25 protein-coding genes are annotated in these 24,951 nt (G+C 64.1%); 18 read left to right on the forward strand and 7 right to left on the reverse strand.

Going from position 1 to position 24,951, the window contains the following annotated elements:
• From AC1DRP_RS18530 to AC1DRP_RS18565, 8 genes are all read left to right on the forward strand, one after another.
• A partial coding sequence (locus AC1DRP_RS18530; protein WP_476769224.1) for a triose-phosphate isomerase occupies positions 1-233 on the forward strand: 233 nt, incomplete at its 5' end.
• A 159-nt stretch (positions 234-392) separates the two neighbouring features.
• On the forward strand, positions 393-794 hold the full coding sequence (gene secG, locus AC1DRP_RS18535; protein WP_476769225.1) for a preprotein translocase subunit SecG: 402 nt from the start codon (positions 393-395) through the stop codon (positions 792-794).
• A gap of 157 nt (positions 795-951) precedes the next feature.
• Positions 952-2,580, forward strand: a complete 1,629-nt coding sequence (locus tag AC1DRP_RS18540) for a CTP synthase (protein ID WP_476769226.1) — start codon at positions 952-954, stop codon at positions 2,578-2,580.
• 115 nt (positions 2,581-2,695) lie between these two features.
• Positions 2,696-3,097: a DUF350 domain-containing protein gene (locus tag AC1DRP_RS18545; RefSeq protein WP_476769227.1), complete on the forward strand. Its 402-nt coding sequence runs from the start codon at positions 2,696-2,698 to the stop codon at positions 3,095-3,097.
• Positions 3,098-3,109: 12 nt separating this feature from the next.
• Positions 3,110-3,721, forward strand: coding sequence for a DUF1190 domain-containing protein (locus AC1DRP_RS18550; protein WP_441505557.1), 612 nt, complete (start codon positions 3,110-3,112; stop codon positions 3,719-3,721).
• A 1-nt stretch (position 3,722) separates the two neighbouring features.
• A complete protein-coding gene (locus AC1DRP_RS18555) occupies positions 3,723-4,889 on the forward strand; it encodes a glutathionylspermidine synthase family protein (RefSeq protein WP_476769228.1) in 1,167 nt (388 codons plus the stop codon).
• 73 nt (positions 4,890-4,962) lie between these two features.
• Complete coding sequence (locus tag AC1DRP_RS18560; protein WP_476769229.1) at positions 4,963-5,838, forward strand: VOC family protein; 876 nt, start codon at positions 4,963-4,965, stop codon at positions 5,836-5,838.
• A 38-nt stretch (positions 5,839-5,876) separates the two neighbouring features.
• Positions 5,877-6,281, forward strand: a complete 405-nt coding sequence (locus AC1DRP_RS18565; protein ID WP_441491797.1) for a DUF350 domain-containing protein — start codon at positions 5,877-5,879, stop codon at positions 6,279-6,281.
• A gap of 97 nt (positions 6,282-6,378) precedes the next feature.
• Here AC1DRP_RS18565 and AC1DRP_RS18570 read toward each other — a convergent pair whose 3' ends face one another.
• Positions 6,379-7,692, reverse strand: coding sequence for a M23 family metallopeptidase (locus AC1DRP_RS18570; protein ID WP_476769230.1), 1,314 nt, complete (start codon positions 7,690-7,692; stop codon positions 6,379-6,381).
• Between the two features lie 100 nt (positions 7,693-7,792).
• Positions 7,793-8,257 carry a peroxiredoxin gene (locus AC1DRP_RS18575; protein ID WP_476769231.1) on the reverse strand — a complete coding sequence of 155 codons (465 nt, stop codon included), beginning with the start codon at positions 8,255-8,257 and terminating at the stop codon, positions 7,793-7,795.
• A 237-nt stretch (positions 8,258-8,494) separates the two neighbouring features.
• Here AC1DRP_RS18575 and AC1DRP_RS18580 point away from each other — a divergent pair, with 237 nt between their 5' ends.
• Entirely contained in the window at positions 8,495-11,962 is a 3,468-nt protein-coding gene (locus AC1DRP_RS18580) for a hypothetical protein (RefSeq protein ID WP_476769232.1), read from the forward strand.
• Positions 11,963-12,005: 43 nt separating this feature from the next.
• Here AC1DRP_RS18580 and tyrS read toward each other — a convergent pair whose 3' ends face one another.
• Together tyrS and AC1DRP_RS18590 are read right to left on the reverse strand one after the other, a co-directional pair.
• On the reverse strand, positions 12,006-13,250 hold the full coding sequence (gene tyrS, locus AC1DRP_RS18585; RefSeq protein WP_441505562.1) for a tyrosine--tRNA ligase: 1,245 nt from the start codon (positions 13,248-13,250) through the stop codon (positions 12,006-12,008).
• A gap of 136 nt (positions 13,251-13,386) precedes the next feature.
• Entirely contained in the window at positions 13,387-14,058 is a 672-nt protein-coding gene (locus AC1DRP_RS18590) for an alpha/beta hydrolase (protein WP_476769233.1), read from the reverse strand.
• 295 nt (positions 14,059-14,353) lie between these two features.
• Between AC1DRP_RS18590 and AC1DRP_RS18595 the strand changes: the two genes are divergently transcribed.
• From AC1DRP_RS18595 to AC1DRP_RS18630, 8 genes are all read left to right on the forward strand, one after another.
• Positions 14,354-15,559 (forward strand): cysteine desulfurase family protein, encoded by a 1,206-nt coding sequence (locus tag AC1DRP_RS18595; protein ID WP_476769234.1) that lies wholly within the window; start codon positions 14,354-14,356, stop codon positions 15,557-15,559.
• Between the two features lie 61 nt (positions 15,560-15,620).
• Positions 15,621-17,093 carry a Fe-S cluster assembly protein SufB gene (gene sufB / locus AC1DRP_RS18600; RefSeq protein ID WP_441491791.1) on the forward strand — a complete coding sequence of 491 codons (1,473 nt, stop codon included), beginning with the start codon at positions 15,621-15,623 and terminating at the stop codon, positions 17,091-17,093.
• 115 nt (positions 17,094-17,208) lie between these two features.
• Positions 17,209-17,961 carry a Fe-S cluster assembly ATPase SufC gene (gene sufC, locus AC1DRP_RS18605; protein WP_476769235.1) on the forward strand — a complete coding sequence of 251 codons (753 nt, stop codon included), beginning with the start codon at positions 17,209-17,211 and terminating at the stop codon, positions 17,959-17,961.
• The gene (locus AC1DRP_RS18610) at positions 17,961-19,307 is read left to right on the forward strand and encodes a SufB/SufD family protein (RefSeq protein ID WP_476769236.1); all 1,347 of its coding nucleotides are present in this window, start codon (positions 17,961-17,963) and stop codon (positions 19,305-19,307) included. Before sufC ends, AC1DRP_RS18610 begins: the two co-directional genes overlap by 1 nt.
• Complete coding sequence (locus AC1DRP_RS18615) at positions 19,307-19,513, forward strand: tautomerase family protein (protein ID WP_069880753.1); 207 nt, start codon at positions 19,307-19,309, stop codon at positions 19,511-19,513. The genes AC1DRP_RS18610 and AC1DRP_RS18615 overlap by 1 nt, the downstream gene beginning before the upstream one ends.
• Positions 19,514-19,515: 2 nt before the next feature.
• Positions 19,516-20,754 (forward strand): cysteine desulfurase, encoded by a 1,239-nt coding sequence (locus AC1DRP_RS18620; protein ID WP_441491788.1) that lies wholly within the window; start codon positions 19,516-19,518, stop codon positions 20,752-20,754.
• A gap of 14 nt (positions 20,755-20,768) precedes the next feature.
• Positions 20,769-21,152: an SUF system Fe-S cluster assembly protein gene (locus AC1DRP_RS18625; RefSeq protein ID WP_441491787.1), complete on the forward strand. Its 384-nt coding sequence runs from the start codon at positions 20,769-20,771 to the stop codon at positions 21,150-21,152.
• 61 nt (positions 21,153-21,213) lie between these two features.
• Positions 21,214-22,083 carry a protein-L-isoaspartate O-methyltransferase family protein gene (locus AC1DRP_RS18630; RefSeq protein WP_476769237.1) on the forward strand — a complete coding sequence of 290 codons (870 nt, stop codon included), beginning with the start codon at positions 21,214-21,216 and terminating at the stop codon, positions 22,081-22,083.
• 11 nt (positions 22,084-22,094) lie between these two features.
• Here AC1DRP_RS18630 and AC1DRP_RS18635 read toward each other — a convergent pair whose 3' ends face one another.
• Complete coding sequence (locus AC1DRP_RS18635; RefSeq protein ID WP_476769238.1) at positions 22,095-22,397, reverse strand: ArsR/SmtB family transcription factor; 303 nt, start codon at positions 22,395-22,397, stop codon at positions 22,095-22,097.
• Between the two features lie 81 nt (positions 22,398-22,478).
• Here AC1DRP_RS18635 and AC1DRP_RS18640 point away from each other — a divergent pair, with 81 nt between their 5' ends.
• Positions 22,479-23,366, forward strand: a complete 888-nt coding sequence (locus AC1DRP_RS18640) for a PhzF family phenazine biosynthesis protein (RefSeq protein WP_476769239.1) — start codon at positions 22,479-22,481, stop codon at positions 23,364-23,366.
• A 198-nt stretch (positions 23,367-23,564) separates the two neighbouring features.
• Here the strand turns inward: AC1DRP_RS18640 and AC1DRP_RS18645 are convergent, their stop codons facing one another.
• Positions 23,565-23,927, reverse strand: a complete 363-nt coding sequence (locus tag AC1DRP_RS18645; RefSeq protein WP_441491783.1) for an MmcQ/YjbR family DNA-binding protein — start codon at positions 23,925-23,927, stop codon at positions 23,565-23,567.
• A 34-nt stretch (positions 23,928-23,961) separates the two neighbouring features.
• Positions 23,962-24,951: malate/lactate/ureidoglycolate dehydrogenase (locus tag AC1DRP_RS18650; RefSeq protein ID WP_476769240.1), on the reverse strand; the 990-nt coding region annotated here is incomplete at its 5' end.

A 24,951-nucleotide genomic window follows, 5' to 3' on the forward strand; every position in this document is an offset into this window, starting at 1 on the left:
GGCTGACCCCCACCGCCGCCGACGTCGCCGAGATGCACGAGGCGCTCCGGAGCGAACTCGGGAAGCTCCTTGGCAAGGCGGCGGCCGCTGGTGTGCGCTTGCTCTATGGCGGATCGGTCAAACCGTCCAACGCGGCCGAACTGATGAATGTCCCCCATGTCGACGGTGCGCTCGTCGGCGGCGCCAGTCTCAAGGCCGAGGACTTCCTCGGCATCGCACGCGCCTGCCGCTGATCCATGCCGTCGCGTTGACGGCGGCATTGCACGAATGACGCAATTGCCGGGTGGTGCACCCGGCAACTGCATGCTATGTGCGCCGCCGAGCCCGCAATTGGCGGACATGCGGCGCGGGGCACCTTGTGGCGGCCCGCGTCATACCTATTTCGTGGGATCATGCAGAACGTTCTCATCGTCATCCATCTGATCATCGTGATCGCGCTCGTCGGCGTGGTCCTGCTGCAGCGTTCCGAGGGCGGCGGCCTGGGCATGGGTTCGGGCGGTGGCGGTGGTGTCGGCGGCTTCATGACCGGCCGCGGCCAGGCCAATGCCCTGACCCGCGCGACGGCTATCCTTGCCGGGCTCTTCTTCCTGACCTCGATCGCTCTGGCGATCATGGCGACCCATGGGCGGACGCAGCGCTCGATCATCGACGGCGCGCCGGGAACGACTGCTCCCGCGGCACCGACCGGTCCAAGTGCTCCCAACGCCGGAGGCGGCGTGCTCGACCAGTTGCGCCAGATGCAGAATCAGGGCGRCTCACAACCGCCGACACCGCCGGCAGCGCCGCAGCAGTGACGAGGACAGGGCAGGGGCCGGGAAACCGGCCCTTCTCTTTTGGGGAAGAGCTGGCGGAGGTCCGGCCCTTCTCCGTTGTGGACAAGCATAAACAGCAGGGCGGGTCTGCAACGGCGCGCTTAGCGAATCGAAACCCTGGCGTTAAAGGTGATCTCCCATGACGCGGTACGTTTTCATCACCGGCGGCGTGGTATCCTCGCTTGGCAAAGGCCTCGCGGCGGCAGCTCTCGCAGCTCTCCTGCAGGCACGTGGCTATACGGTCCGTCTGCGCAAGCTTGATCCCTATCTCAATGTCGATCCGGGCACGATGAGCCCGTATCAGCATGGCGAGGTCTTCGTCACGGATGACGGGGCCGAGACCGATCTCGATCTCGGGCATTACGAGCGCTTCACCGGCAGGCCCTGCAACAAGGGCGACAACATCACCACCGGCCGCATCTATATGGACATCCTGACCAAGGAGCGCCGGGGTGACTATCTCGGTGCGACGATCCAGGTCGTTCCGCACGTCACCAATGCCATCAAGGAATTCGTCCTCACCGGCAATGAAGACTATGACTTCACGCTGGTCGAGATCGGCGGCACGGTCGGCGACATCGAGAGCCTGCCCTTCCTCGAATCCATTCGCCAGATCAGCCAGCAGCTGCCGCGCGGCCAGTGCATCTTCACGCATCTCACGCTGCTGCCCTATATCCCGACGGCCGGAGAACTGAAGACGAAGCCGACCCAGCATTCGGTTGCGGAGCTGCGTTCGATCGGCATCCAGGCCGATATCCTGCTCTGCCGCACCGACCGCGAAATCCCGCGTGAGGAACGCCGCAAGCTCGCTTTGTTCTGCAATGTCCGCGAAACCGCGGTGATCGAGGCCCGGGACGTTGCTTCGATCTATGACGTGCCGCTGTCCTATCATGCCGAAGGGCTCGACACCGAGGTTCTGGCGGCGTTCGGCCTGGACGCCGGCGAAGCGCCCGACCTGAGCAACTGGCGGCGCATTTCCGAGCGCGTGAAGAATCCCGAGGGCGAAGTCACGATCGCCATCGTCGGCAAATACACCGGCATGAAGGACGCCTATAAGTCCCTCATCGAGGCCCTGATGCACGGCGGCAYCGCCAACCGGGTCAAGGTCAATCTCGACTGGATCGAATCGGAGGTCTTCGAGAAGGAAGACCCGGCTCCCTTCCTGGAGCATGTCCACGGCATCCTGGTTCCCGGCGGCTTCGGACATCGCGGTGCCGAGGGCAAGATCAAGGCGGCGACCTTCGCCAGGCAGCGCAAGGTTCCCTATTTCGGCATCTGCTTCGGCATGCAGATGGCGGTGATCGAGGCAGCTCGTTCGCTCGCTCAGATCGAGAAGGCCAATTCGACCGAGTTCGGCCCCACCGAGGAGCCTGTCGTCGGCCTGATGACCGAATGGATGCGCGGCAACGATCTCGAGATGCGTGCGGCCGGTGGCGATCTGGGCGGCACGATGCGGCTCGGCGCCTACGCCTCAAAGCTGGCCCCTGGCTCGAAGATCGCCGAGATTTACGGTTCGACCGAGATTTCCGAGCGCCATCGCCACCGCTACGAGGTCAACATGGGCTATCGCGAGCGGCTTGAGGCAAATGGCCTGAAGTTCTGCGGTGTTTCGCCAGACGGGCTTCTGCCCGAGACGGTCGAATATCCCGACCATCCCTGGTTCATCGGCGTGCAGTATCATCCCGAGCTGAAGTCGCGGCCATTCGAGCCTCACCCGCTTTTCGCCAGCTTCGTCGAGGCGGCGGTGGTGCAGAGCCGCCTGGTCTGATCCGAACCGGGCGGCGCGAGCTGCCCGCCTGATCAAGTGCCTGGATACCTCCGACAAGCCGCTGGTGCAGCCGCGCTGGCGGCTTATAGTCGCGTTGCGACTCGGGGGGAGCGATATGGCTGTCTCGATGGCCGGTTTGCCGGCTTTTTTGCTGTATTTCGTGATCGGATCGGCGCTGATCACGGGTTTCGCTCTCATCTATATGCGATTGACCGCGCATGACGAAATCGCACTGATCCGGGCAGGCAATCTCTCCGCTGCGATAGCACTAGGCGGCAATCTCGCCGGCTTCTCGATCCCGCTCGAAAGGGCGATCGCTCAGGCGAGCAGCATTGCGGACTGCGTGCTCTGGGCGCTTGCCGCGATGCTGATCCAGTTCGCGGCCTATGGGCTCGCCCGCGTCCTGATCCCTGACCTCTCGAAGAAGATCCAGGAGGATCGCCTCCCGTCCGCCGCAATGCTGGCGGTGATCGCGGTGATCAGCGGCACGCTGGCGGCCGCCAGCATGACGGTTTGAGGGGAGGCGGTCATGAAACGCTCCTCGCAGATCGGATTGGCCGCAGTGGGGGTGGTGCTGGTCGCGATAGCGTGGCCGCGCTCGGAAGACGATGTGGAGGATACCCTCGTTTATAACTCGCTCGCCGATTGTCGCGCCGCCGGGCAGATGTCCGGCAGCCAATGTGAGCAGCGCTTCAACGAAGCCTCCGCAAATCAACTCCGCGACGCGAAGAAGTTCACCAGCCCCAGCGCATGCGAAGCCGAGTATGGCTCCGGCTCCTGTCAGAGCGCGGTTTGGAACGGCGCGCAGGTCGTTGTTCCGGCGCTTGCCGGAATCATGCTGGCGCGCAGCTTCGCGCAGAGCGGTGGTGGTGCAGCCCGGCCGCTCCTGCCGCCGACGCGTCAGGCCTGCCCGCCTGGCAGTGTGGCCGAGGAATGTCAGCAGGCCCGGTCCTCGTCGTCATCGTCCTCCGGAGGGGGAGGCGGCCGAGTCGGGAGTTCACGCGCCTATTCGACAACCGCGGGACAGGCGCTGGTCGCGCGCAATGTCTCGTCGACCGGGGTCGCCAGCATGCCAAGCGCTGCCTCTCGCGGCGGTTTCGGCTCGACCTCCCGCTCCTACAGTTCCTCTTCGTCGTCCTGAGATGCGGCGGGTTGAACTCTCACCTCGTCGGAATTGGCAGGCTCAGGTCGAGCGTCTGGGCTTCGCTTTCCACACGCTCGACGGCGAGACCTATTGGGACGAGAGCGCTGCCTACGCCTTTACGCTCGAGGAGATCGAGCGCGATATCGAAGCGCCGACAGGCGAGATCGAACAGCTTTGTTTCGCTTTCGTCGAACGCGCGATCGCCGACGAGGAGATCCTGACCCGGCTCGCAATTCCGCCGCCGCATTGGCCACTGATCCGCGACAGCTGGCAGCGCGGCGATCGCAACCTCTATGGCCGGCTCGATCTTGCCTATGACGGCAGCGGGCCGGCCAAGCTGCTGGAATATAATGCGGATACGCCCACCGCACTGTTCGAATCGAGCGTCGTTCAATGGGACTGGCTTGAGCAAGCCATGGCACGGGGTGCCCTCCCGCCGGATAGCGATCAGTTCAACTCGCTGCACGAACGACTGATCGCGGCCTTTGCTGCCCTGCGCGAGCCATCGCCCTATCGACTGCATCTGACTTGCGTCCAGAACAGCAATGAAGACAAGGGCACCGTCGACTATCTCAAGGATTGTGCTGTGCAGGCCGGCCTCGACGCGCGTTTCACCTTCATCGAGGAGATCGGACTGCTTCCCGACGGACGGTTCTGCGACGGAGCCAATCTGCCGATCGAGACACTGTTCAAGCTCTATCCCTGGGAGTGGCTCTTCCGAGAGAGCTACGCGGATGCTCTGGCCGGCTCGCGCTGCCAGTTCATCGAGCCGCCCTGGAAGGCCCTTCTCTCCAACAAGGGCCTGCTTGCCTGCCTCTGGCAGATGGAGCCCGGCCACCCGAATCTGCTGCCCGCCTTCTTCGAGGGCGATCCGCGTTGCGCGGAGCTCAATCCCCGCTATGTCCGCAAGCCTCTCTATTCGCGCGAGGGCGCCAACATCACGCTGGTCGAACGCGGAACGGTGCTGGACAGCGATGACGGTCCCTATGGGGCGGAGGGTTTCATCCTTCAGGATGCTGCAGCGCTCGCCTCCTTCGCCGGGTATCATGCCGTGCTGGGTTCATGGCTCGTCGCCTCGCAGCCTTGCGGGCTGTGCATCCGGGAGGATGTGACGCCGATCACCAAGAATACGTCGCGCTTCGTGCCGCATTACATCGAGCCGTGACCGCTTCGGCAAAGCTTGCTACAGCCGGCGCCTGAGACCGCAACGCGCGGCCTGAGCAACGGCGATTCGCGACATGTCCCAGCCCAATCGGCCACGTGGCCTCGATCATCTCGTCATCGGCGTGCGTGACCTCGATGCTGCCGGCCAACTCTATGCGAAGATGGGCTTCAGGGTTGGAGCCCGCAATCGACATCCCTGGGGCACGGAGAACCGCATCGTCCAGTTTCCGGGGGCCTTCCTGGAGCTGATCACGATCGGCGACTCCGGGGCCATTCCACCCCATGCCCATCGGCGCTTTTCCTTCGGAGCCTTCGTCCGCGATCAGCTCGCCCGGGCAGAAGGCCTGTCGATGCTGGTTCTCGAAAGTCGCGATGCGAAGGCGGATGCGCAGATTTTCGAAGCAGCCGGCCTCGGCGACTACGAGCCGTTTTTCTTTGAGCGTCAGGCGCGYAGTCCTGATGGCAACGAGGTCCGCGTCGCCTTTTCGCTGGCCTTTGCCCGCAACGCATCGGCGCCCGCTTGCGGTTTCTTCGTCTGCCAGCAGCACGAGCCGCAGAATTTCTGGAATCCGGCCTTCCAGCAGCATCAGAACGGCGTACAGGCATTGGCCTCTGCCGTCATGGTCGCGGAGAACCCGACCGACCACCACGTTTTCCTTTCGGCCTTCACTGGCGAGCGCAGTCTGAAATCCAATTCGCTCGGCATCAGCGCTGCCCTTCCGCGCGGCCGCGTCGATATTCTGACGCCGCATGCCGCCTACCAGCTCTTCGGCGTCGAGGAGGGGAGAAAGGATCCGCATTTCGCCGGATTCGCGGTCGCGGTGAAGGATCTCGATGGGGTGCGTGGGGTTCTGGACGCGGCTGAGGTCGAGTGGCGACAGATCGGTGGTTGCATCGTCGTGCCGGCCAGCACCGCCATGGGTTGCATGGTTGCGTTCGAGGCGAACTGAAGCGCAGGATCGCGCACAGAATCACTTAGGGGATGACGATGCTCGGCCAAGCTTTGGCGCGACTGCCGGATTTTGCACTTTTCTTTTCAGCGTCGCTTGGGCTCGTCGCCGTTTATCTGCTGATCTACACCCTGGCGACCTCGCATAATGAATTCGGCCTGATCCGCCGCAACAACGTTGCTGCGGCACTCTCGCTGGGGCTGAGTCTCACGGGTTTTGCTCTGCCGCTGTCGAGCGCCGTGGTCCATGCAACGACGATCATCGACCTCGTGGTCTGGGGCATTGTCGCCCTCGTGGTGCAATTGCTGGTCTATTTCCTGGTCAGGCTCGTGCTGCCCAACCTGTCAGCGCGGATCGCTGCCGGTGAGCTGGCCGCCGCACTGTTCCTGGGTGCCGCCTCGCTTGCGGCCGGCGTCATCAACGCGGCGACGATGACTTTCTAGCATATCAGACCGGATTTTATATCCAGTCCGATGGGCTAGCCCTCCTTGATTGCATCGGCTCACCCGAAAACCGCAATCCACTTTTCGGGCCGATGCTTTAGAGCTGGTTGGCGAGCTTGCTCCCGGCGCGGACAAAGCGCGTTGGGTCGATGGGCTCGCCCTCGATCCGGGTTTCGTAATGCAGATGTGGGCCGGTCGAGCGCCCGGTCGTGCCGACCTTGCCGACCACGGTCCCGCTCGTCACCATTTGTCCGGCCGAAACGCTGATGGCAGACATGTGAGCATAGCGCGTGGTGATGCCGCCCGCATGCTCGATCTCGACCATGTTTCCGTAGCCGCCGGTATATTCAGCTGAGACAACCTTGCCGGGCGCGGTGGCGCGGATCGGCGTGCCGGTTTCGGCGCGGAAGTCGATGCCGGTATGCATCGCCGGGCTGCGGGTGAACGGGTCGACGCGATAGCCATAGTTCGAGGTCATGTCGACTTCGCCCTGCATCGGCTTGCGAAGGGGCAATTGCTCGACAAGACCGCGCAGCCGGTAGACCGCCGATATGCGCGGTTGCAGGGCGCTCAATGTGGCCTCGAAGGGACCGGCGGACGCATCGACCTTGAAGGGGACGAAGGGGCCGCCGACACCCTTGGCGATCGTCGTCGTGGCGGCAAGCTTGTCGGTGTCGAGCCCGGTCTCCGCCAGCGCCCCGCGCAGTGTTTTCTGAGATTCGGCGAGCGACTGTTCCATATGGCGTAGCGCGGCGAGTTGCGCCGTCGCGGTCTCCGACAGCGACTGGTCAAGCCTGGTGAGCGATTCTGCGACGCGTTGCGCGGGTGCTTGCGGAGCTTCCTCCGCCTCGCCCGATTGCCAGGGGACGCTCTTGTGCTCTTCCGAGCTGCGGAGCCCGGGAGCGTCGGGAGCGGGCATCGGCTTGCTTGAGGTGATCGGCGCGAAGCTTGAGACGCTGGAGGCGCGGATCGGTTCCTCCGCCTTGATCAGGCGTGAACGCAGTGGAACCTTTGCAGGCGATGCAATGYCGCCGGCCTGCAGAGTTTCGGTGACGGCAGCGACCAGGGCCTGCTTGCTCTCCAGCTCGGCCYGACGCGTGGCCAGTTCGTCGACACGAGCCTCGACGCCATCCTGATCGAGCAGGGCGCGGCTGGCGAGCCGGTCGATATCGGCGCGCAACGCCGCGATCCTGTCTTCATAGGCATATTGCCGGGTGGTTTCGCGGGCGATCAGCCGCGCCGCGATATCGTCCTTGCTGAGGATGTACCAGCCGGTCACACCGCCCCAGGCGGTCGTAAGGGCCAGAAGCGAGAGGCCCGCGAAGGCCGTCGAACGGCGGATCGTGTAGCTCTTGTGTGAGGCCAGTCCCGTGACGGGAAGGGCCGGGCCAGGCGAGGCGGGATGAGTCATACGCAAAACCGGATGTAACGCTGCCGATGATGCGAGTAGACCTTGTTAGGGTTAATCCTTTGCAAATCGCCAGCGCCGGCTCAGCATTCTGCGGCGAGTGTCACATCTCCCGAACGGCCGCCAGCACCTCTTCGGCATGGCCGGCGACCTTTACCTTGGGCCAGATCCGCACGATGCGGCCGTCCTGGTCGATCAGAAAGGTGGTTCGCTCCACCCCCATATACTTGCGGCCATACATGCTCTTCTCGACCCAGATGCCGTAGTTCTCGAGCACCGCGCGGGCTTCATCTGCGACAAGCGGGAAGGTGAGGGCATATTTCTGCTTGAAGCGATCGTGACGCTTGATCGGATCGGGAGAGATCCCGACGATATCGGCCCCAGCTGCGGCAAACTCCGCATGCAAGCCATTGAAGGCAATGGCTTGCTTTGTGCAGCTCTCGGTATCGTCCTTTGGATAGGCATAGAGTACGATCTTGCGTCCCCTAAGGTCCGCGAGCGAGATCGTGCCTGCGCCATCCCTTGGCAATGTGAATTCGGGTGCGAGATCGCCCACCTGCAAGCCCATGAATTGCCTTCCTTTCGTCGCGATCGCGCTGCAAGGAGCGCACGGAATCGATGGGCAGGGTGTGCCGCCCGTTCATGCGCCAGCCAGCCTGGATGGAGCAGAAGCCGAATCGGTTAGTCTGGCCGCAACATCCGTGTAACCCGCATACGGCCATTCAGAGCCGGCGAAGACTCATAGAATCTGGTGAAGCCGGACCGAAGTCGCATTTCGGCCCCTTTCAGAACGCGAAAGTCCTTGGTGAACGAAGGTAACGACAAGGTCAGTCAGGAGCCGCCGCGGGTTGTGGCACCCGAAAGCACGACCTGCGACGAGGTTGCTGCGGTCGCGCGGCGCGCGAAGGCTGGGCTTGTCACGATCGTGGTGGCGGTGGCTGTCGCTGTGGTGACGCTGGCGGGCGCGGCTGGCGCTCTGCTGGTCACCGGGATGATTCCGCTCTCGGGCCTGGAGGGCCGCATCTCGGCCGCGATTGCAGAACGGCTCGGTCCTGACTGGCAGGTTGAGGCTGGCAGCGCAGAGCTCAGCCGGATCGACGGGCGTGCCCAGCTCCGGGTTAGGCAGGTTTCGTTCCGTCACCGTAGCGGTGCGGCCTTCCGTGCGCCGGAGGCCGTGCTCGGCTATGTGCCGCTGGCGCTGCTGCGCGGCGAAATCCGGCTGGTGTCGGTCGACCTGCGTGGCGTCAACATGCGTCTCGGTGTCAATCATGACGGCGCATTGATCGTGAATGCGGATGCGGCCCCCCCGGAACCGGTGGTGCAGCCGCCCGCCATTCCAGATGCCAGCCATTGGAACGTCTTTACCAACATCATGGAGGCCGTCGCGACGGTCGCAGCCGGAGACGGTCTTCTCGGCGCGCTCGAAACGGCAGGCATGCGCGGAGCGAGGCTGGCACTGGTCGATCCCGATGGTCGACAGAGGACCAGTCTCGAGGATGTCGACATCAGATTGTCGCGTGTCGGCAACGGAGTCAGCCGCCTCACGATGAAGGGCCGGACCGGCTCGCGCTGGAAGGAACTCGCTATCGACCTGTCGGCCGATCCGGATGGAACGCGGCGGGCGGAGATCGATGTCGTTCGCTTCGAGCCCGCCGAGGCTGTTGCTCTCGCCGTGGGCACGTCCAGTGTCGCGATCAACGGGCTGCCGATGAAGGGCAAGATTTCCCTGGCTCAGCGCCCGGGCGGCGAAAGCAAGATGTCGGCGCGCTTCGACATCCTTCCTGGCACGATCACGTTTCGCGACAGCCCGGTCGCACCGATCTCGGTCGATACTGCCCATGTCGAGTTGGAGAGCGGAACGGGGCTGGCTGATCTCCGTGTGACCTCGGCGGAGTTCAAGGCTGGTCCGACGGTTCTGCGTGGTTCCGGCAGCTTGCGGGGAGAGAATGGTGTCTGGCGCGTGGGGCTGGATGCCAAGGGACAGATAGCCGGGGTCGGTTCGGATCCGGCGGTCGCCATCGACAGCATTCAGAGCGGCATCGTCCTCGACAGCTCGGCCGGGGAAGTCCGTATCGAGAGTTTCTCACTGCGCGGCCCGCTGATCGCGGTCGACATGACCGGGCTTGTGCAGAAGCGGGGCGAATCGCCCTATCAGCAGTTCTGGATCCGGGCGACGGATTCTGACGCGCGGGCCGCCCTTGCAATCTGGCCGGAGTGGACTGCGCCCCATCTGCACGCTTCGCTGAGCCGGGAGGTGGCCGCAGGCCGTCTCACTGCGGTGGATGTCAAGGTCGACCTGCCGGCAGAAGATCACGCCCGAATGCTGCAAGGTGCAGGCATGCCCGACAAGGCGCTGCTCGTAACGGTGGACGCGACGAATGTGCGCTATCTGCCGGGCCCCGGTTTGCCGCCGCTGATCGACGGCACGGTCAGCGGCACCGCGACCGGCCGGACGGTCCAGCTCACCATCCCGAAGGCGACAGCCGATCTGCGTGATGGCCGAAAGCTCGCGTTGAGCGAAGGCAGCTTTGGCATTCTCGATACCTGGGCGCCGCGTCCCCAGGCCAAGATCGGCTTCCGCTCCGTCGGGCCGGCTGACGCGGTTGCGGCACTCTTCACCTTTCCGGCGCTCAAGGAGTTCAATCCCGGAGCAGGTGATCCGGCCTCGATTCGGGGCAGCAGTGACCTGAAGACCGTCATCACCTTGCCGATGGCCGACGATATCCAGCCTTCCGATGTCGTGGTCCAGAGCTCCGGCACGCTCTCCAACATTGCCTCGGATACATTGCTCGCCACCGAGAAGCTCGAAGCGGCCAATTTCACGGTCGGGTTCGATCGAACTGGCCTTTCGATCCGGGGCGAAGGCCGCGTCGGCGGCGAACGCGCGCAGATGGAGATCCGCCAGAACACGAAGGGACAGGGCGAGGCGACGCTCGCCTTCACGCTCGACAACGCTGCCCGCCAGAAGCGCGGCTTCGGGCCGGAGCTCGGCGTCAACGGCCCCGTGCAGGTCAAGGTATCGAAACAGCTTGGCAAGGGTGCGGAAATCGCTCCGCGTGTCGAACTCGATCTGACCAAGACGGCGATCGACGGAGTGATCCCCGGATTCGCCAAGCCCGCCGGGCGGGCGGGGCGGGCGACCTTCAATTACTTGGTCGATGCCGATGGTCCCGATCTCGATGATTTCACGCTCGATGCGTCGCCGGTCCTGATCCGTGGCAAGATCGAGCTCAACAAGCAGAGTGGGTTCGAGGGGGCCAGCCTCTCGCAGTTTCGGATATCCCCCGGCGACAATCTCAAGGTCGAGGCCAAGCGTGACGGAACGGTAACGAAGCTGGTGATCCGCGGGCAGGTTGCCGATGTACGGCCCTTCATTCGTGACCTGCAGGTCGGCGCGGCTCCGACGGCGCGAGGCGACAAGAACGCCGCGCGCGGCAACGATGTCGACGTCGATCTCGACGTGCCGATCCTGACCGGATTCAACAACGAGGCGATCGGCAACGGAGTGCTGAAGTTCTCGAAGCGAAATGGTGACCTACGCTCCCTGAGTTTCGACGGTCGTATCGGCCGGGCAAGCGTTTCCGCAAGGCAGGCCCGTCAAGGTGAGGGCGCCGGCACACTTGTCCTGCAGTCGGAGAATGGCGGCTCGGTGCTGCGCTTCTTTGACTTCTACCGTCGGGCTCACGGCGGCGATCTGGTGCTGACGCTGGGCCCGGGCGACACGCGCCAAAGCGGAGAGCTGCTCTTCCGCAACTTCGTCGTGCGCGACGAACCGGCGTTGCGGCGGGTCCTCGGAGAGCAGGCAGTGACGGCCCTGTCCGGCGATCGCGTTGGCGGAGCGGGAGGACGCATCGACGCCAGCGAGGTCGCCTTCACCAAGCTGAGGGCAGAATTCACCCGTTCTGCCAGCCGCCTGGATGTCTCGGACATGGTGATCTGGGGTCAGCAGATCGGGTTCACGCTTCAGGGGAATGTCGATTACGGCCGCGACAAGGTCGATATCGGCGGCACCTTCGTGCCGAGCTATGCCTTCAACAACGCCTTCGCGCAGGTGCCGGTCGTCGGAATGATCCTCGGCGGAGGTCAGTATGGCGGCTTGTTCGCCCTGAATTTCCGGATATCGGGATCTGCCAGCGCGCCGACCATGTCGATCAATCCGCTCTCCGCGATTGCGCCCGGCATCCTGCGTCGTTTCGTCGATCCGCTCGGGGGCGCCCCTCTGGAGCGCCCCGCCAGGCTACCGGTCCCTGCGCCGAGCCAAGCCCAGCGCTGAGCCTGGCTCGGCGCCGCGACTTGGTGTCGCGACTTGGGGGCGTCTATTCCGGCCGCAGCAGGACGTGCTTCTTGCGGCCGAAGGAGAGCTTGATCACGCCCTCCGGCGAGAGATGGCCTGCCCCGAGCGCCGCGCGCTCATCGGTGACGACCTCGTCATTGACGCGAAGGCCACCGGACTTGACCTGCCGGCGGGCTTCGCCGGTCGAAGGCACCAGGCCGGCGGTGACGAAGGCGGTCAGGACGCCGAGACCTGCGTCGAGAGCGGTCCGCGAGACTCCGACGCTCGGGAGGTCCTCTGCGAGCGTGCCCTCCTCAAAGGTCCGGCGCGCCGTCTCGAAGGCCGCTTCCGCAGCCTCGCGGCCATGCAGCAATGCGGTGGCCTCCGTCGCGAGTACCTTCTTGGCGTCGTTGATCTCGGAACCGCCGAGGGCTGCCAGACGGGCGATCTCGTCCATCGGGAGCTTGGTGTAGAGCTTCAGGAAGCGCTCGACATCGGCGTCCTCGGTATTGCGCCAGAACTGCCAGAACTCATAGGGGCTCATCAGATCGGCATTGAGCCAGACGGCGCCATTGGCGGTCTTGCCCATCTTGCCGCCCGAGGCCGTCGTCAGCAGCGGCGACGTCAGCGCATAGAGCTGCACATTCGCCATGCGGTGGCCGAGGTCGATGCCATTGATGATATTGCCCCACTGGTCGGAGCCGCCCATCTGCAGCACGCAGCCCGTGCGCTTGTTCAGCTCCACGAAGTCGTAGGCCTGTAGGATCATGTAGTTGAATTCGAGGAAGGACAGCGACTGCTCGCGGTCGAGCCGCGTCTTCACGCTGTCGAAGGACAGCATGCGGTTGACCGAGAAGTGACGGCCGACATCGCGTAGGAACTCGAGATAATTGAGCCCCAGCAGCCAGTCGGCATTGTTCATCATGCTTGCTGCGCCATCGAAGTCGAGATAGCGGGCAAAAACCTTACGGATACCCGCCAGATTGCGCTCGATGTCTTCGACCGTGAGCAGCTTGCGCGCCTCGTCCTTGAAGGACGGGTCACCCACCATCGTGGTGCCGCCGCCCATCAGTGCGATTGGCTTGTGACCGGTCTCCTGCATCCAGTGCAGCATCATGATCTGGATGAGCGAGCCCGCATGAAGAGACGTCGCGGTCGCGTCGAAGCCGATATAGGCGCTGATCGGCCCCTTCAGCGCAGCCGCATCAAGCCCTTCCGGATCGGAGATCTGATGAACATAGCCGCGCTCGGAGAGAACGCGCAGAAGATCGGATTTGAAAGTCGTCATGGCGAAAGCTCGTTTGCATAATGCGACCTCATCCCCGAGGAGCAACCGCGGATTGCGTCCCGAAGGATGTCTCCAGTATGCGCTGGAGCGCCCTTCGGGATGCCGCTTCGCGGGCTCCCAGGGATGAGGGCTGAATTCAGACCTGTTCCTGTTCGGCCTTGCTGATCTCGGGGCCGACCTTCCGGTCGAGATAGAGGCTGACCGCCTCCATCAGCTGGTCGACGCGACCATCGAAGAAGTGGTTGGCGCCCTCGACGACGGCGTGCTCGATCTGGATGCCCTTCTGGGTCTTCACCTTCTCGATCACGGCCATGACCTCCTTGACCGGCGCCACGCGGTCTTCCGAACCGTGCACGAACAATCCGGAGGAAGGGCAGGGCGCCAGGAAGGAGAAATCATAGCGGTTCGCCATCGCGGCGATCGACATGAAGCCCTCGATCTCCGGGCGGCRCATCAGGAGCTGCATGCCGATCCAGGCGCCGAAGGAGACGCCGGTGATCCAGCAGCTCTTGGCCTCGGGGTTCAGCGCCTGCATCCAGTCCAGCGCAGCGGCGGCGTCCGACAGTTCACCGGCGCCATGGTCGAAATGGCCCTGGCTGCGGCCGACGCCGCGGAAGTTGAAGCGCAGCGCCGAAAAGCCCCGGTTCACGAACGTGTAGAACAGATTGTAGACGATCTGGTTGTTCATCGTGCCGCCGAACTGAGGGTGCGGGTGCAGGATGATGGCGAGCGGGGCGCCCTTCTTCTTTGCGGGCTGGTAGCGACCTTCGATCCGTCCGGCCGGTCCGTTGAAAATCACCTCGGGCATATCACACTCGCCTTTTGTTGGGGCAGAGCCGCGCGCAACCGGCAAATCGGCGGCAAACTGCCGTCCAAAATGTCCCGCTGCCCTTGACGGACCTGCCGCTCGCGCCCTACATCAAGCGCTTAGAATAGTTCTAACAGCCGTGAACAAGACCGGAACAAACGAGCGGTTTGCCGTTTTGGCGAACCTGCGGTCCCGGAACACGGCCGGTTGGATGGGCGGCTATAGCACGGCGCAGGGGTGCAATTTCAAGCATTTCGTGCCGGCCAGGCCGCCGCTGGATCGGAGCTTCGCAAACGTGACCGGGTCAGCCCGCAGCTATCTCGACCACAACGCCACCACGCCGGTTCGCCCGGACGTGGCGGAGGCGATGCTGGCCGCGTTGCGCATGCCCGGCAATCCATCCTCCGTCCACGGTGAGGGCAGGCTGGCGCGGGCTGCTGTCGAGAAGGCACGGGAACAGGTCGCACGCCTTTGCGGTGCCAGCCCGGCTAACGTCGTTTTCACCAGCGGCGGTACGGAGGCTAATGCCACGGTGCTTTCGCCGGGGTTGATGGAATGCAGTGGCGGACGCGATTGCATCCGCGTGCCGGGCTCGCTTCTGCTCTATGGCGCGACCGAGCATGCCTGCGTCCGCGACGGTCATCGCTTCGCAGGTGGTGCGGCGGAAGCCATCCCGGTCGATGCCACGGGGGTTGCCGATCTGGCCTGGCTCGAGGCGCGGCTGCAGAAATTGGCCAGCGAGCAACCCGGCGCGCGGGCGCTGGTTTCGCTGCATCTTGCGAATAACGAAACCGGCGTCATTCAACCGATTGCCGAAGCAACGGTCATTGCCAGGCGCTACGGCGCGCTGCTGCACTGCGACGCGGTTCAGGCCGCCGGCAAAATTTCTATCGATATCAACGCATTGGGCGCAGATGTTCTGGCGCTGTCTGCGCACAAGATCGGTGGTCCGAAGGGAGTTGGCGCCATCGTCCTCCGCAGTGGTGCCTACGAACTCGCCGACAAGCCGGTTCGCGGTGGTGGGCAGGAGCGTGGCTGGCGTGCCGGCACCGAAAACGTTCCCGGCATCGTAGGCTTCGGCATTGCTGCCGAGATCGCCGGCAGGGCAATAGCGACAGAGGCAACCAGGCTTTCGAGCCTCCGCAGCACGCTGGAAGCTGGAATCCTTGCGCTCGCACCGGAAACGGTCCTGTTCGGTGGCGCTGCTCCGCGTCTGCCGAATACCAGCGCCTTCGCGACGCCGGGGATCAAGGCGGAAACGGCGTTGATCATGCTGGATCTCGCTGGCATAGCGCTCTCGTCCGGCTCGGCCTGCTCCTCGGGCAAGGTCAAGCGCTCGCATGTCCTGGATGCCATGGGCGTCGACCCTGTCATGAGTGCAGGGGCCTTGCGGGCGAGCCTGGGATGGACCACTTCCGAGGCCGATATCGCTCATTTCCTTGCGGCATACGCGAAGGCGCTTGCCGCGAAAACCGGTCGGGAGAGGCAGGCGGCGGCCTGACTGTTCCGGCGACTATCTTGAAAGAACCGGCGGGCCTTGAACCCGCGACTGGAGACTGAATATGGCAGCGGTCCAGGAGACCATTGATCAGGTCAAGTCGATTGACGTGACCGAGTACAAATACGGCTTCGTCACCGAGATCGAAGTCGATAAGCCCGCCAAGGGGCTGACCGAAGACACGGTCCGCTACATCTCGGCGCGCAAGAACGAGCCGGCATGGATGCTGGAATGGCGGCTGGATGCCTTCCGGCGCTGGAAGACGATGACGGAGCCGACTTGGTCGCGCGTCAACTACCCGCCGATCGATTATCAGAACATCTATTACTACGCCGCGCCGAAGATGGGCGCGCAGCCGAAATCGCTCGACGAGGTCGATCCGGCGATCCTTGAGACCTATAAGAAGCTCGGTATTCCGCTCCGTGAGCAGGAGATTCTCGCTGGCGTCGCGCCGGAGAACCGCGTTGCGGTCGATGCGGTCTTCGACTCCGTTTCGGTTGTCACCACCTTCAAGAAGGAGTTGGCCGAGGCCGGCGTGATCTTCTGCTCGATCTCCGAGGCGATCCAGGAGCATCCCGAGCTCGTCAAGAAGTACCTCGCCACCGTCGTTCCGGTGACCGACAACTACTTCGCCACGCTGAACAGTGCGGTCTTCACCGATGGCTCCTTCGTCTACATCCCCAAGGGCGTGCGCTGCCCGATGGAGCTGTCGACCTATTTCCGCATCAACGAGCAGAACACCGGCCAGTTCGAGCGCACGCTGATCATCGCCGAAGAGGGCTCCTATGTGAGCTATCTCGAAGGCTGCACGGCGCCGAAGCGCGACGAGAACCAGCTCCACGCGGCGGTGGTCGAGCTGATCGCGCTCGATGATGCCGAGATCAAGTACTCGACCGTGCAGAACTGGTTCCCCGGCGATGCCGAGGGCAAGGGCGGCATCTACAACTTCGTCACCAAGCGCGGCGATTGCCGTGGCAAGAACTCGAAGATCTCGTGGACGCAGGTCGAGACCGGCTCCGCCATCACCTGGAAATACCCGTCCTGCATCCTGCGCGGCGACGGCTCGCGCGGCGAGTTCTACTCGATCGCCGTGTCGAACGGCATGCAGCAGGTCGATAGCGGCACCAAGATGATTCATCTCGGCCGCAACACCACCTCGAAGATCATCGCCAAGGGCATCGCGGCGGGAAAGTCGGACTCGACCTATCGCGGCATGGTCTCGGCGCATCGCAAGGCGACGGGCGCGCGCAACTTCACCAACTGCGATTCGCTGCTGATCGGCGACCAGTGCGGCGCGCACACGATCCCCTATATCGAGGCGAAGACCGCCACCGCGATCTTCGAGCATGAGGCGACGACCTCGAAGATCGGTGAGGATCAGCTCTTCTATTGCCAGCAGCGCGGCCTCTCCGAGGAGGAGGCGGTGGCGCTGATCGTCAACGGCTTCGTCAAGGAGGTGCTGCAGCAACTCCCGATGGAGTTCGCCGTCGAGGCGCAGAAGCTCATCACCATCTCGCTCGAAGGCTCCGTCGGCTAGCGCGACATCATGGTCTGGCATGTCCAGACCAGCCACGCCCTTCTTGAACAGACACCAGCCGCGGATGCTTGGCACAAGACCGAGCGCGACGCGGCAGAAACCGGAACTCTGACCAATGCTCGAAATCCGCAACCTGACCGTCAAGATCGCCGACGAGGACACCCAGATCCTGAACGGCCTGAACCTCACCGTGAATGACGGCGAGGTCGCTGCCATCATGGGGCCGAACGGCTCCGGCAAGTCGACCCTGTCCTATGTCATCGCCGGCAAGGAGGACTATGAGGTCCTCGACGGCGAGATCCTGCTGAATGGCGAGAACGTGCTGGAGATGGAGGCCGATGCCCGCGCCGCCGCCGGCATCTTCCTGGCCTTCCAGTATCCGCTGGAGATCCCCGGCGTCGCCACCATGACCTTCCTGAAGGCGGYGATGAACGCGCAGCGCAGGGCTCGCGGCGAGGGCGAACTGCTGACGCCAGACTTCATCAAGCGCGTCAACGCTGCAGCTGATGGCCTTGGCATCAATCGTGAAATGCTGCGCCGCCCGCTCAATGTCGGCTTCTCCGGCGGTGAGAAGAAGCGCATGGAGATCCTGCAGATGGCGCTGCTCGCGCCCTCCATGTGCATCCTTGACGAGACCGATTCCGGCCTAGACATCGACGCGCTGCGCATCGTTGCCGAAGGCGTCAATGCCTTGCGCGACAAGAGCCGCGGCTTCCTGGTGATCACCCACTACCAGCGCCTGCTCGAGCACATCGTGCCCGACACCGTGCATGTCATGGCCAGGGGCCGCATCGTCCGCACCGGCGGCAAGGAACTGGCCCTGGAGCTCGAGAAGAGCGGTTACGCAGCCTATGGGGAGGCCGCCTGATGGCCATCGTCACCCCGCTGAAGACCGCGGCCGAGCAGGTCCTCGCCCAGCAGTTCGCCAATGTGAAGGCTGAGCTGCCGGGAGCCGGGCCGGTTCGCAAGCTGCGCGAAGATGCCTTCGCCGGCTTCGAGGCCAAGGGCCTGCCGCATCGCCGCCTCGAAGCCTGGCGCTATACGGATCTGCGCATGATGCTGCGCGAGGCGAAGCCTCTCGCCGGCGGCAATGCTGCAACCCAGGCCGTGCGCGACCGTCTTTCCACGCTGGAGCTGGACGGTCTCAGGCTCGTCCTGATCGACGGCGCCTTCAATGCCGAGCTTTCGGGCCTCGCTGCCTTGCCCGAGGGCGTCACGGTTCATGCCCTGGCCGACGCGCTGGTTTCGCCACGCGAGGATCTGACGCGGATCCTCTCCGGTCCCGGCGTCGCGGAAGGCGATACCGGCCTGATGCTCAACACGGCGTTGATGCGTGACGGTGTCCTGGTCGAGATCGCGGAAGGCACCGAACTCGCCKCGCCGATCGCGATCATCTCGCTCGCCTCCGGCGAAGACGAGCAGGCGATCTTCAGCCGCTCGGTCGTGCTTGCCGGCAAGGGCGTCAAGGGCTCGATCGTCGAGATCAGCGAGAGCGTCGGGGCGAAAGCTGCGCAGATCAACACGGCGATCGTCTTCGAAGCCGGCGACGAAAGCGAGATCCAGCACATCCGGCTCGTGACGCGCCAGCCGGCCGAGACTGTGCAGGTACTGAGCCTGCTCGCGACTGTTGGCGCCCATGCCAGGTTCGACTCCTTCGCGTTGATCTTCAATGCGGGCACGGTGCGTCAGCAGCATTTCGTGCGTTATGCCGGAGAGCACACTGAGGTCGGGCTACGCGGCGTCAACCTGCTCGGTGGCCAGGAGCATTCCGACGTCACGCTCGTGGTCGACCATGAAGTCCCTCACGGCACCAGCCGCGAGCTGTTCAAGTCGATCATTGGCGGCGAAGGCACCGGCGTCTTCCAGGGCAAGGTCATCGTGCGTCAGCATGCGCAGAAGACCGATGGCAGCATGAAGAGCAATGCGCTGCTCCTGAACGACGGCGCGACCATGTTCAACAAGCCCGAGCTCGAGATCTTCGCCGACGACGTGGTCTGCGGCCATGGCGCCACCGTGGCGCAGATCGATGGCGAGCAGCTCTTCTATCTGATGGCGCGCGGCCTGCCGCGGCCTCAGGCCGAGGCGCTGGTTCTGCAGGCCTTTGCCGGCGAGGCGGTCGAGTTCGTTGCCGACGAGGCGTTGCGCGACCTGATCATGGGCGAAGTCGAAGGTTGGCTCGCCAACCGCGAGCACACAGCCGAGAAGGCAGCCTGATGCCATACGTCAATCTCCAGATCACCAAGGGTGCGACCCGTGAACAGAAGGCCGAGATCGTCAAGGAGTTCACGCAGACCCTTGTCCGCGTGCTCGGCAAGAACCCGGACAACACCCATATCGTGATCCAGGAGATCGAGCGCGAGGACTGGGGCCATGCCGGCGTGCTCGTCGCCGACAGGCCAAGCAATCCTGGAAAGGCCTGACCATGAATGCGCCGGTGAAGCCTTATGACGTTGCGGCGATCCGCCGGGATTTCCCGATCCTGAGCCGGGAGGTCTACGGCAAGCCGCTGGTCTATCTCGACAATGCGGCCTCGGCGCAAAAGCCGAATGTCGTCATCGATGCGATGAGCCGGCTGATGCGCGAGGACTATGCCAATGTCCATCGCGGGCTGCACTACCTCGCCAACGCTTCGACTGAGGCCTATGAGGCGGCGCGCGAAAGCGCGCGCCGCTTCCTCAATGCCGCCCATCTCGAAGAGATCATCTTCACCCGGTCCTCGACCGGCGCGCTGAATCTCGTTGCCTCGTCTCTCGGGCGCCATCTCGGCATCCAGGAGGGCGACGAGATCATTCTCTCGATCCTGGAGCACCATTCCAACATCGTGCCCTGGCACTATTGGCGCGAGCGGCATGGGGCGGTGATCAAATGGGCGCCGATCGACGAGGACGGCAATTTCCTCATCGAGGAATTCGAGAAGCTGATCTCGCCGCGCACCAAGATCGTGGCACTGACCCATATGTCGAATGCGATCGGCACGATCGTTCCGATCGCCGAGGTTGCTGCCATCTGTCAGGCCTATCGGATTCCGCTGGTCGTGGATGGCAGCCAGAGCGCGGTGCATCTGCCGGTCGACGTGCAGACCCTCGGCTGCGATTTCTACTGCTTCACCGGCCACAAGACCTATGGACCGACTGGCTCCGGCGTCCTCTGGGGCAAGCGCGAATGGCTGGAAAAGCTGCCCCCCTATGAGGGCGGCGGCGAGATGATCGTCACCGTCAGCGAGGACGCGATCACCTATAACGACCCTCCGCATCGCTTCGAGGCGGGGACGCCGGCGATCGTCGAGGCCGTGGGGCTCGGTGCCGCGCTCGACTACATGATGGCGCTGGGGCGCGAGAATATCGCCGCCCACGAGGCCAAGCTCACCAGCTATGCCATGCAGCGGCTCGGCGAGATGAACTCGATCCGGATATTCGGCAGGGCTGCGAACAAGGGTGCGATCGTCTCCTTCGAGTTGAAGGGCGCGCATGCGCATGACGTTGCGACCGTGATCGACCGCGCAGGTGTCGCAGTCAGGGCCGGTACCCATTGCGCGATGCCGCTTCTGGCCCGATATGGAGTGACGTCGACCTGCAGGGCTTCTTTCGGCCTCTACAATACGCTGGAAGAAGTCGACCATCTGGTCGAGGCGTTGCGGAAGGCCGAGAGCCTTTTCGCCTGAACGGGATTGTTGTGATGAGTGAGAGCGCCACCGAAGAGCTGAAGCCGAACGCCCCCAGCATGGGCGCGAGCTCGGGCCTGCCGCCGGAGGAGATCGATCGTCTCACCGACGATATCGTTGCAGCGCTGAAGACGGTCTACGATCCGGAGATTCCGGCTGACATCTATGAGCTCGGCCTGATCTACCGGGTCGATATCGCCGATGACCGCCAGGTCGCGATCGACATGACTCTGACCGCGCCAGGGTGCCCGGTTGCCGGCGAGATGCCCGGCTGGGTCGAGAACGCGGTGAGCGCCGTGCCCGGCGTCGCTGCGGTGACGGTGAGCATGACCTTCGATCCGCCCTGGGACCAGTCCCGGATGTCGGACGAGGCCAGAGTAGCGCTCGACATGTGGTGACAAGGGCAGGCGGGCTTCCGTGCCGGGACAGCGCAGGACGAACGAGCGGGAGCTCGCGATCGTGCGGCGCGCATATGCCCGGCAGATGCTCGCCAGCGTCGGCGTCGCCGATAATCCTGCGCTCGAGAGCGCCTTTGCGGCAGTCGCGCGCGAGTGCTTCATCGGCCCGCCGCCATGGCATATGTCGCGCGGCGGCAGCTATGCGATCCTGACATCCAGTGATCCGACCGTCGTCTATCAGGATGTCCTGATCGCCTTGGCGCCGGAGCGCGGCGTCAACAACGGCAGCCCAAGCCTGCATGCCCATTGGCTGAATGCGCTGAGGCCGCGTGCGGGCGAGCGCGTCGTCCATATCGGTGCTGGCACCGGATATTATACGGCAATCCTGGCGCAGCTTGTCGGCCCCGCGGGACAGGTGCTGGCGGTCGAGTACGATCCGGTCTTGGCCGAGCGTGCCGCCGCCAATCTGTCGGACCAGCCCTCGGTCACGGTCGTCAAGGGCGACGGCGCCGAATGGCCGCGCGAGCCGGTCGATTGCATCTATGTCAATTTCGCCGCCGCCCGCCCTGCCGAGGCATGGCTCGATCGCCTCGCGCCCGGTGGCCGGCTGATCTTTCCGCTTGGCGTGCCCGGGCCGGTCGATGCAAGGGGCAGGAGAGGGCGACATTCCTTTCGCGGTGCGGGCTACCTGGTTGAACCTCAGGGCGAGGGCTTCAGCGTCTCCTGGCTCGGAATGGCATCCTTCGTCTGCGCTGAAGGCGCCCTTGCCGGGACGCCGGCCGAGCAGGCGGCCCTGTGGGCGGCCTTTGGCGGCGGAGATGCGGAATTCGTGCGCAGCCTCAGGCGCGGCGACGAAAAATCCTCTGCGCGGCTCTGGCTGCAGGGCAATGGCTGGAGCCTGAGCTACGACACCGCCACGAAGGAGCACTGATCTCCGCCGAGCTAAAGCTCTGCGAGCATCGCTGCCTTGGCAGCGCAGATGCGCTCCTCATTGCGCCGGTAGAAGGTCCATTGCCTGATCCGCCTCGGCGTCACCAGCCCGGCCCGCACGAGAACCTTCATGTGTTCGCTCAGCGTCGGCTGGCTGATACCGAGCTTCTCGGCGATGAAGACCCCGCAAACCCCATCCTCGACCAGATCTCCGTCGACCTGTGGCGGAAAATGCGCGCGCGGATCCTTCAGCCAATCCAGGATCTGGAGGCGGCGCTCATTGGCGAGCGCGCGGAACAGGTCAGCCGGGTTCATTCTGGCACTTTGCCAAATCCCTAATTCATGGCAAGAGGAATCCCTCTGAGCCATCGGATTCCAGCGTCGATCGGAGCCGCCATGCCGTCCTACCCCTTCGAAACCGTCGATGTCTTCACGGACCGTCGCTTTGGCGGAAATCCGCTGGCCGTTTTCACCGATGCTCGGGGCATGTCGGACGCGCAGATGCAGTCCTTGGCCGCGGAGATGAATCTCAGCGAGACGACCTTCGTGCTGCCGCCAGACGATTCGGCTCATACCGCACGTGTCCGCATCTTCCACCGCACCGGCGAAATGCCCTTTGCGGGCCATCCCAACGTGGGTACGGCCTGTGTGCTGGCGCGGCATGGCCACGACCGCGATGGCGTGCTTCTTTTCGAGGAAATCGCGGGCCTCGTCGAGGTGAAGGTTGAGCGAGATCCCAATGGCACGGTGACGGGCGCCACGATCGCTGCGCCGCAGCCGCTCTCGACAGGCATCACGCTCCCCGTTGCCGGGATTGCCGCCTGTGCCGGTCTGAATCCCTCGGATGTGGTGGTCGCGTCGCACCAGCCGCTCCAAGCCTCGGTCGGCGTGCGCTTCGTGCTGACCGAAGTGAAGGCGGAGGCTCTGTCACGGGCCGTTCCCGATCTCGCATCGTTCCGGGCGCTTGAAGCAGCGCACCCGGAGCTGGAGAAGCGGTTATCGCTCTTCCTCTATGTGCGTGATGGGGAGAGCATCCGCGCCCGCATGTTTGCGCCATTGGCCGGTACATGGGAGGACCCGGCAACGGGTTCGGCGAGTGCCACGCTGGCAGCGTTGCTGCTATCGCTTGGTGATGGCGAGAGTGCACGCTTCGAACTCACCCAGGGCGTCGAGATGGGGCGCCCGAGTCTGCTGCAATTGACGGCGCGGCGCAGTGAGGACGGCATCCGCGCGACCGTCGGCGGCGGATGCGTACCGGTGCTGCGCGGCGAGGCGCAGCTTTAGATCATCGGACCGGATCTCGTATCCGGTCCGATGGCCTCATCTCCTGTGTTCGCGTCGGCTTTTCCGAAAATCGCGATCCACGTTTGGGGCCGACGCCTTAGATCATCGGACCGGATATCGTATCCAGTCCGATGATCTAACCCTTTGTCTTTGCATCGGCTTTCCCGAAAACCGCAATCCACTTTTCGGGCCGATACTTTAGCCGTTCAACCCCAATTGCTGGCGCAGCGTCTTTGTCAGTTTGAGCGCAATCAGACGATGGCTTTCGCGGAGATAATCCCGAAGCGCATCGTCGGCCATGCTCTCATCGGATTGCCGCTGGATCCAGGTCATTCCCCGTGAGGCGAGATAGGGGGCAGGCCGCAGGCCGGGCTGCTCCTGGAGGATGGTGTAGGCCATATCCGAGCATTTGAAGGTGACGGCCAGCGGCTTGCCGCCGCTCCAGCCGGCAATGGCAAAAACCTTGCCGCCGACCTTCCAGACATGGGCGCCGCCCCATTGCACGACATGGCTCGTCGCTGGCAATGAGGCGCAGAACGCGTTGTAGTCATCAAGCGTCATTGGCGCCCCGTGCTCCCATTGCGAGCCTGAGCGCTCAGTACTGCTCTGCATCAATCCCGTAGCGCGCCGCTGCCCCCTTGATCTGCGACCAGGTCTCATCGTCAAGAGGAATGCCGGCGCGACCGCGCTCGGCGCGGACCGCGCGCTCCTTGTCGCCCGGCGCCAGCACGGGACTGGCTGGGTCCTGCGGCTTCGCGGCGCGAACAAACGCGAGATAGCTCTCGGTCCGGCTCTTGCGGAGCGCGGCGTCCGGCTCCAGCCGCGACGGGTCGATCAGCACGCCGAACAGCGAATTGATGATCCAGCTCCTCTGTGGCTTTTCGTCGATACGGGCAGCGCCCATCAGTCCGGCTGAGAGCAGTTCGGCAATCAGCGACAGGCCGGCGCCCTTGTGATCGCCGAAGGGCAGCAACGCGCCGAGCGGCAGGTCCGGAATGGCGTGCTGGAAGACATGGGCGGGATCGGTCGTTGGCCTGCCCTCGCCATCGATGATGTAGCCCGGAGGCACCTCAACGCCCTTGTTCAGCGCGACGCGAGCCTTGCCATGCGCCATGCGGCTGGTGGCGAAATCCAGGATGATCGGCTCACCATCAGGCACGGGAATGCCGATGGCGTGCGGATTGGTGCCGAAACGGGCTTCCTTGGCGGCATAGGGCGCGACGATCGGCGGGCGGCCGGCGACATTCACCCAGAAGAACGAGATCAGCCCGGCTTCCGCGGCGATCTCAGCATAGTGGCCGATGCGGCCGATATGGTGCGCGTCCAGCAGACTGACGATGGCGACGCCACCGTCTTGCGCCATCTTGGCTGCGCGTTCGACCGCCTCGCGCGCGGTGGGCTGCCCGAGCGCGACCTGGCCGTCGATGATCAGGAAGGGAGCGCTGTCGAGTTTCGTGACGGGCGCTGCGTCCGGTTTCAGGTTCCCGTCCGCCAGCGAGGTGAAATAGAGCGGGATCATGCCGACACCATGGCGGTCATGGCCGCTCAGATTGGCGAGCACGAGATGGTGTGCCGTCTCCTGTGC

It is taken from the genome of Allobosea sp. 01N443 (assembly GCF_056399325.1).

What these genes read in the sequence shown, in the direction of transcription:
- sufB (WP_441491791.1), top strand. Translation starts at nt 15,621, where the DNA reads ATGGCAGCGGTCCAGGAGACCATTGATCAGGTCAAGTCGATTGACGTG.
- AC1DRP_RS18550 (WP_441505557.1), top strand. Translation starts at nt 3,110, where the DNA reads ATGAAACGCTCCTCGCAGATCGGATTGGCCGCAGTGGGGGTGGTGCTG.
- AC1DRP_RS18575 (WP_476769231.1), bottom strand. Translation starts at nt 8,257, where the DNA reads ATGGGCTTGCAGGTGGGCGATCTCGCACCCGAATTCACATTGCCAAGG.
- AC1DRP_RS18555 (WP_476769228.1), top strand. Translation starts at nt 3,723, where the DNA reads ATGCGGCGGGTTGAACTCTCACCTCGTCGGAATTGGCAGGCTCAGGTC.
- AC1DRP_RS18620 (WP_441491788.1), top strand. Translation starts at nt 19,516, where the DNA reads ATGAATGCGCCGGTGAAGCCTTATGACGTTGCGGCGATCCGCCGGGAT.
- AC1DRP_RS18625 (WP_441491787.1), top strand. Translation starts at nt 20,769, where the DNA reads ATGAGTGAGAGCGCCACCGAAGAGCTGAAGCCGAACGCCCCCAGCATG.
- AC1DRP_RS18645 (WP_441491783.1), bottom strand. Translation starts at nt 23,927, where the DNA reads ATGACGCTTGATGACTACAACGCGTTCTGCGCCTCATTGCCAGCGACG.
- AC1DRP_RS18640 (WP_476769239.1), top strand. Translation starts at nt 22,479, where the DNA reads ATGCCGTCCTACCCCTTCGAAACCGTCGATGTCTTCACGGACCGTCGC.
- AC1DRP_RS18565 (WP_441491797.1), top strand. Translation starts at nt 5,877, where the DNA reads ATGCTCGGCCAAGCTTTGGCGCGACTGCCGGATTTTGCACTTTTCTTT.
- AC1DRP_RS18635 (WP_476769238.1), bottom strand. Translation starts at nt 22,397, where the DNA reads ATGAACCCGGCTGACCTGTTCCGCGCGCTCGCCAATGAGCGCCGCCTC.
- tyrS (WP_441505562.1), bottom strand. Translation starts at nt 13,250, where the DNA reads ATGACGACTTTCAAATCCGATCTTCTGCGCGTTCTCTCCGAGCGCGGC.
- AC1DRP_RS18615 (WP_069880753.1), top strand. Translation starts at nt 19,307, where the DNA reads ATGCCATACGTCAATCTCCAGATCACCAAGGGTGCGACCCGTGAACAG.
- AC1DRP_RS18545 (WP_476769227.1), top strand. Translation starts at nt 2,696, where the DNA reads ATGGCTGTCTCGATGGCCGGTTTGCCGGCTTTTTTGCTGTATTTCGTG.